Annotated in this window: 4 protein-coding genes; 2 read left to right on the plus strand and 2 right to left on the minus strand. The window is 39.7% G+C overall.

Going from position 1 to position 6,587, the window contains the following annotated elements:
- Positions 1-102 precede the first annotated feature (102 nt).
- Positions 103-1,491 (plus strand): arginine decarboxylase, encoded by a 1,389-nt coding sequence (locus P8O16_RS03955; protein ID WP_300311081.1) that lies wholly within the window; start codon positions 103-105, stop codon positions 1,489-1,491.
- Positions 1,492-1,710: 219 nt separating this feature from the next.
- On the plus strand, positions 1,711-4,419 hold the full coding sequence (locus P8O16_RS03960) for a carboxypeptidase-like regulatory domain-containing protein (protein ID WP_367182795.1): 2,709 nt from the start codon (positions 1,711-1,713) through the stop codon (positions 4,417-4,419).
- A gap of 101 nt (positions 4,420-4,520) precedes the next feature.
- Here P8O16_RS03960 and P8O16_RS03965 read toward each other — a convergent pair whose 3' ends face one another.
- Together P8O16_RS03965 and P8O16_RS03970 are read right to left on the minus strand one after the other, a co-directional pair.
- The gene (locus tag P8O16_RS03965; RefSeq protein WP_300311085.1) at positions 4,521-6,203 is read right to left on the minus strand and encodes an amidohydrolase family protein; all 1,683 of its coding nucleotides are present in this window, start codon (positions 6,201-6,203) and stop codon (positions 4,521-4,523) included.
- Between the two features lie 58 nt (positions 6,204-6,261).
- A partial coding sequence (locus P8O16_RS03970; protein ID WP_300311087.1) for an IS1595 family transposase occupies positions 6,262-6,587 on the minus strand: 326 nt, incomplete at its 5' end.

The raw sequence follows: 6,587 nt of genomic DNA on the forward strand, positions 1-6,587 counted from the left end.
AATAAAAGAAGATGAACTTTTGGGATTTGTTCCCATTCATTTGAATAAACCTAATAAATAAGCAATTTTTGCACAGCATTAATTTTACACAAAACTACCTGAATGAATTCTTACAAAGACCTTATTGAGCAGACTTTTGATTTTCCTACCAAAGAATTTCATGTTGAGAATAATGAATTGTTCTTCAATGGAGTCAATCTAAAGGAGATCATTGATACTTATGGTACACCTTTGAAATTGACTTATCTCCCAAAAATCTCGGAGAGCATTCAAAATGCGAAGAATTTCTTCAATACAGCAATTGCCGCTCACGATTACAAAGGAAAGTACACATATTGCTATTGTACCAAATCTTCGCATTTCAGCTTTGTGTTGGATGAGGCTTTGAAAAACGATATTCATATAGAGACATCTTCTACTTTTGATATCCCTCTTGTAAGAAGTCTATATGAAAAGGGGAAAATCACTAAGGAGAATTACATTATCTGTAATGGTTTCAAAAGGGATTTGTATAAGCAATATATCTCTGAATTATTGAACGATGGCTTTGTAAATTGTATTCCGATTTTGGATAATATCTCAGAGATCGATTATTATTTGGAGCATGTCAAAGTCCCTTTTCAGGTAGGAATCCGGATCGCAGCTGATGAGGAGCCCAAGTTTGGTTTTTATACATCAAGACTGGGGGTTCGATACAATGATATCATCAGTCTCTATGAAGAGAAAATCAAGGATCATCCGTTAGTTAGTCTGAAAATGCTTCACTTTTTCATCAACTCCGGAATCCGTGATACAGCCTATTACTGGTCTGAATTAACTCGCTTTATCCAGAAATATGTTGATCTGAAAAAGGTGGCTCCTTCACTGGATACCATGGATATTGGTGGTGGCTGGCCAATTAAAACCAATTTGTTTTTCGACTATGACTACCAATACATGGCAGATCAGATCGTGAAAAATATCAAATGGATGTGTGCTAAAAACAATACTGTTGAGCCACATATTTTTACGGAGTTTGGAAGTTATACAGTAGGAGAAAGTGGGGCAGTGCTTTATTCTATCTTGGATGAAAAGCTTCAAAATGATAAAGAGCTTTGGTATATGATCGATGGTTCGTTTATCACTCAACTGCCTGATAGCTGGGGATTAAACCAGAAGTACATCATGTTGGCTATCAATAATTGGGATGAACCTTATCATAATATCTCGCTAGGTGGATTGACTTGCGATAGCATGGATTATTACAACTCCGAGGCCAATCAATACAATATTTATTTGCCTAAAATTGAACCTGGAAAGACACAATACATAGGTTTCTTCCATACTGGAGCCTATCAGGAGTCGCTTGGGGGATATGGAGGGATACAGCATTGCCTAGTTCCAGCTCCAAAGCATGTATTGATTGATCGTGATGAGGATGGAAATGTAAGGCATCGGCTTTTCGCAAAAGATCAAACGCAAGAGAGTATGTTGAAAACTTTAGGGTATTGATTCAAAAAAGATTGCTAAAAGAGAAAGGTTTGAATTTCATTTAGAGATTCAAACCTTTTTTTATTTTCTGTTTCATTGAGTTTTGATCAATGGTGAAACTTTCTGATTTCAATGGAGTAACTTTTAGAGTCAAATCATAAAATTCAAATTCTCCTGAAGAAAATATCATTTGTCCTTTTTTTCTACTTTTTCTCTTACGCATTTGTTTTTTCACAAGTATTGCGGGGGAAAATCATGGACGCCAAGACTGGAGAAGCCTTGCCTTTTACGAATGTGTTTATCAATAATACAACCATAGGGGCGATTACCGATTTGGAAGGGAATTATGAAATCAAAGGCAAAATCCCCTCAAATTTAGAACTAGTTGCATCTTTTGTGGGGTATGTGACTAAGGTAGAAGAAGTCATCGTAGGAAATAGAAACTCTGTTACTGTGAATTTTTCGCTGGAACCTCAACAATCCGTTCTTTCAGAAGTCGAATTGAAATCACGAAGAGACCGAGTTTGGGAGCGGAGTCTTAAGAGGTTTGAAGATGTCTTTATTGCTGTGCCCGATGATCCTATAGGAGGAAGGCTGGCCAAGATTCTGAATCCTTGGGTGATTGACTTTGAGCAGATCAAGGTAAATAATGGGGCCAATTATGTAAAAGCGACAGCTCAGGAACCGATTATAATTGATAATGATGCACTTGGCTATAGAGTTGAGTTTCACCTTCAAGACTACCGATGGTCAAGGACGAGTTCGCGCTATTATGGGCAGGTTTTTTATACCGAAAAAACGCCCAAAGATGAGAAAGAAGCTCAATTATGGCGGGATAATCGGGAAAGTAGCTATCAAGGATCCAGTCGCCATTTGATTCAATCCATCATTCTGAATCAAGCAGACGCACAAGGTTTTCGTATGTATGAGTCCGTCGAGGCTCCGTTGGGCAGGGAGCGTACTAATAGCTTTGATGTGGAATTTGGGGAAACCATCCTTCCATTTCCTGTTGATTCTGTTCGGAGGGTTTCACTTGAAAATGGGAATTTTCGTATTTTTTGGCCTCAGCGGGTCGAGATTCATTACTTAAAGAAATATGCACTCAATGAATATTATGTAGATTTCTATCATCCAATTAGTTGGATCATTGCTCCAAATGGTTATTTCGATGTGTATCGAGATGGAATTCCGGCACACCCTACTCAATTGGTTCTTTCAGGAAGAATGGGAAGGCAACGCGTGGCGCGATCGTTACCCTACAATTTTGTCCCAGATCTGGATTTTGATGATTTTGTAACTGAAGTGGATAGTACCAAACGGGCCTTCAATCAATGGAACAAACTCCGAGAGCAACCTTACTTCAGTACAAATAAGGATTTCTATTATCCCGGAGAAGGAGTCTGGTTAGGAGGTCGGATGATTTATCAAAATCAACTTTTAGCGGACTCGCTCAGCCGAGTAGTATATGTAGACTTATTGGATGAAAAATCCACTATAATTCAAAAAGAAATATTTCCGATTGTCTCAGGCCGGATTGCAGGAGGATTTACTTTACCGGATAATTTGAAAGCGGGAGATTATTTTTTACGAGCCTATACCCGATGGATGCTGAACTATCCTGAGCAGGATATTTTTCTTAGGCCAATTCCAGTTCTTGAAAAAGGTTCTGAAATTATTACTCAGGAGCTTAATGAGGTCGAATACTATGGGGATATAAACATCACACAGACAAATAAAAAAAAGGTAGTTCCCAAAGGAATTGAACTTCAGATCGATCTTTCTATCCTTGATGAATTGGATCAAGCAATAGGAGCGGAGTTTACGGTTTCGTTAACTGATGGGGATTTGGTTAGCCCTATTACAACTAGACCAACAATTTTATCTGCTTTGGAATGGCTCGACCAAGAAGAAAAGGACGATCAAACCTTAACAATACAGAATCAAATCGAATACGGGATAACCGTTCAGGGGCGATTTGTCAGCAACCGAAAGCGTGATCCAATAATTAATCCTATCACACTTGTATTGGATGACTTAGCAGATTTTGGCTTGGTAAATACTGACTCTTCGGGCTATTTCAGAGCTACAGGATTGAATTTTACAGACTCAGCCCGATTAGCAGCAGCTGCTTTGGACAAAAAGAAAAAGTCCTACGGGTCTATTGAATTGATCCGAGATTCCAGCCTGATTCATCGAGGTTCTTTCCCAAAACTAAGCTACCAACTGGCTCAAGCCAAAGTCGGAAATCAAATCTATGACATCAAAGGCGAATACATTTTGATGGAAGAATTCATCAAAGAGGATCTGAAGATTAAGCGACTGCAGGATTCCAATTACGGATATGGTGAGCCTGATCGGCAAGTGACTCAAGAAATGCTACAAAACTGGCCGGGATCAACATTATCTTCTATTGTTGGAATGCAGTTTGGGAATGGGAAACTTGGGAATTTCAATTATGGGATCAAGGCTGGAAATCCTTTGATTATTATCGATGGCTCGAGATACTTGTATGCCGAAGGTGAATCATATACCGATGTGTTGGATCGGTATATTACTGATGAAGTGACATCACTTTCAATTTATACCTTCAACGCTCCTGTATTCGGTATGGCAGGATTTGCCGGAGTGATTATGTTTGAAACGATACGAGGGGAGCGCTTTGGCCCCACTACTGAGACTAAGTTTGATAATACCGGTTTTCAAAGTTTCCGGATCCGGGGCTATTCTCCAGTTTCAGAATTTGAAAATTCAATCGCCAAAGATGCTCCAGTTCAAGTCCGACCCACTATTTATTGGGATCCAAAAGGGAAGGTGACGGCTGAAAACGGGGTGTATTCAATCAAAACTTTACTTTCTCGCGAGGTAGAAAAAGTCAACCTAGTGATCGAAGGTATCACCCAGGATGGACTGGGATTTGTAAAGACTTTTCAAATAAAAGTAGAAAATTAAGATTTGAATTTTCTTTTTAAGCTGGGGCTTAGAATAACTGGTCTAGTCTAGAGAAGCAGGAATTGCTTTTTTCATCGATTAAATGTTCAAAAAGGAGAGACTCAATTTTCTTTAAAACCGGGGCCTTTGACTGCTCTGCCAGGAAAAGCACCTGTATGTTCTCCATCTTTCAAGACCTGAGTGCCATTCACAAAAACATGAGAAATGCCAGTAGAATATGCGTGAGGCTTTTCAAAAGTAGCATTATCCTGTACTTTCATCGGATCAAAGATGACAAGGTCTGCGAAATAGCCAGTTTGGATTAAGCCCCGCTTTTTGATTTTGAGATTACTTGCTGGAAGGCCGGAAAGTTTATGAATTGCTTCTTCTAAGGAGATGACTTTTTCTTCTCGGACATATTTGGCCAAAAGTCTAGAGAAATTCCCATATGCTCTTGGGTGGGTGCTACTTTTCAAGAATACTCCGGAAGTTGACATTGAGGCTCCGTCAGAACCAAAGCTCATGTAGGGTAAAGCGATTTGCTTTTTCACATTCTCCTCAGTCATTAAAAAGTAAACTGTTCCCACCCGGCTTCCGTCTTGAATCACCAAATCCATTGCGGTTTCCTCTGGGCTTTTTCCGCGCATTTTGGAGACTTCAGTTAGTGTTTTCCCTGTTAAATATTTTAGGGAATCATTATTAAAACCGACTAAAAGTATGTTGTCTGTAGTTCCTGCTGCTTGCATCAAGCTTTCCCACTTGACATTGGGATCTTTCATCTCAGCAGCTACTTTCTTTCTGATTGCAGGGTCCTGAAGTCTTTTGCTCCAAGCTTCAAATCCACCTTCCTGAACCCATGGGGGCATAGCGGCATCTAATCCGGTTGCTCCCGCCACATAATTGTACATGTCTGTGGTGATGTGTAGACCAGCTTTTCTCGCAGAATCAATCTTTTGTACCACTTGATCATACTTTGACCAATTTTTTTGACCACTCATTTTGAGATGATAAACTTCAGCCCTGATATCCGCTTCAGCTGCAATTCGGATAAGTTCATCCAGACTTTCCAAAAGTCGATCTCCTTCACTTCGCATGTGAGAGATGTACATGCCGTCGTATTTAGAAGCTACTTTACAAAGTTCGATCAGTTCCTCAGTGCTGGAATAAAATGCCGGTGCGTATATTAAGGAGGAGCCAATTCCTAAAGCACCTTCTTTCATTCCCTTTTCCACCATGGCACGCATAGTATCCAACTCAGTAGGGGTTGCTTGTCGATCTTCAAAGCCAATCGTATTGATTCGAAGAGTGGTTGCGCCAAGAAAAGAAGCCACATTAGTGGAAACACCTTTTTGTTCCAAGAAATCCAGGTATTCAGCTAAGCTTTCCCAGGTGATATCATATTTAATATCTCCTTGAGAAGCAAGCAAAGCCTGCCTACTCACTTCCGTAAGAGGTCCTAAGGATTCACCTTCGCCAAAAACTTCTAAAGTCACTCCTTGTCGAATGTCACCTTCGGACTTTCCATCCTCGATTAATGATTCCACCGCCCAGCTAAGCATATTGATAAATCCCGGCGAAACTACCATTCCCTCAGCGTCGATTTCTTCACTGCCTTTTGCTTTACTCAAATCACCGATTGCAGCAATGGTATCTGCCCTTATACCTACATCACCCAAATAGGAGGCATCACCCGACCCATCTATGATTCTGGCATTTCGGATTAATATATCGTAATTCTCAGGACTGGAGCAGGATAAAAGGTAAAATGAAAAAAATGTTAGGCTGAGAAAAATTTGAGTTTTCATAGAAATGTTGTTTTTGAATAAAAAAAAAGTATGTATATCCGCAATCTTGCCAGTATGATTAAATCGAAGCAATAATGAGTCTGTCAAAGAGTTTTTGACCGAAATATCTTCTGTTGAGTTTGTAACAAAACTCGTCCAGGTAATTCTGCATCATTCGTTCACTGATCATATGGTAAGTTTGCAAGTGTTTCTTTAAGTTACTGATGGCAATGTGAACCCATTTGAGGTTAAAATTACCTTCCTCGGTTCCGGAGACCTCTCTGACATGAACATCAATACAATCACTCAGATCTGAGAAGGTGGTACTCTTATCTGTTTGAAGCACGGAGTTAGAATCAATGTATTCTTTGATCAAAGCCTGTGCAGTTTTAGCCTCCAAGTTCT

It is taken from the genome of Algoriphagus sp. (assembly GCF_029254265.1).
Classification (GTDB): domain Bacteria; phylum Bacteroidota; class Bacteroidia; order Cytophagales; family Cyclobacteriaceae; genus Algoriphagus.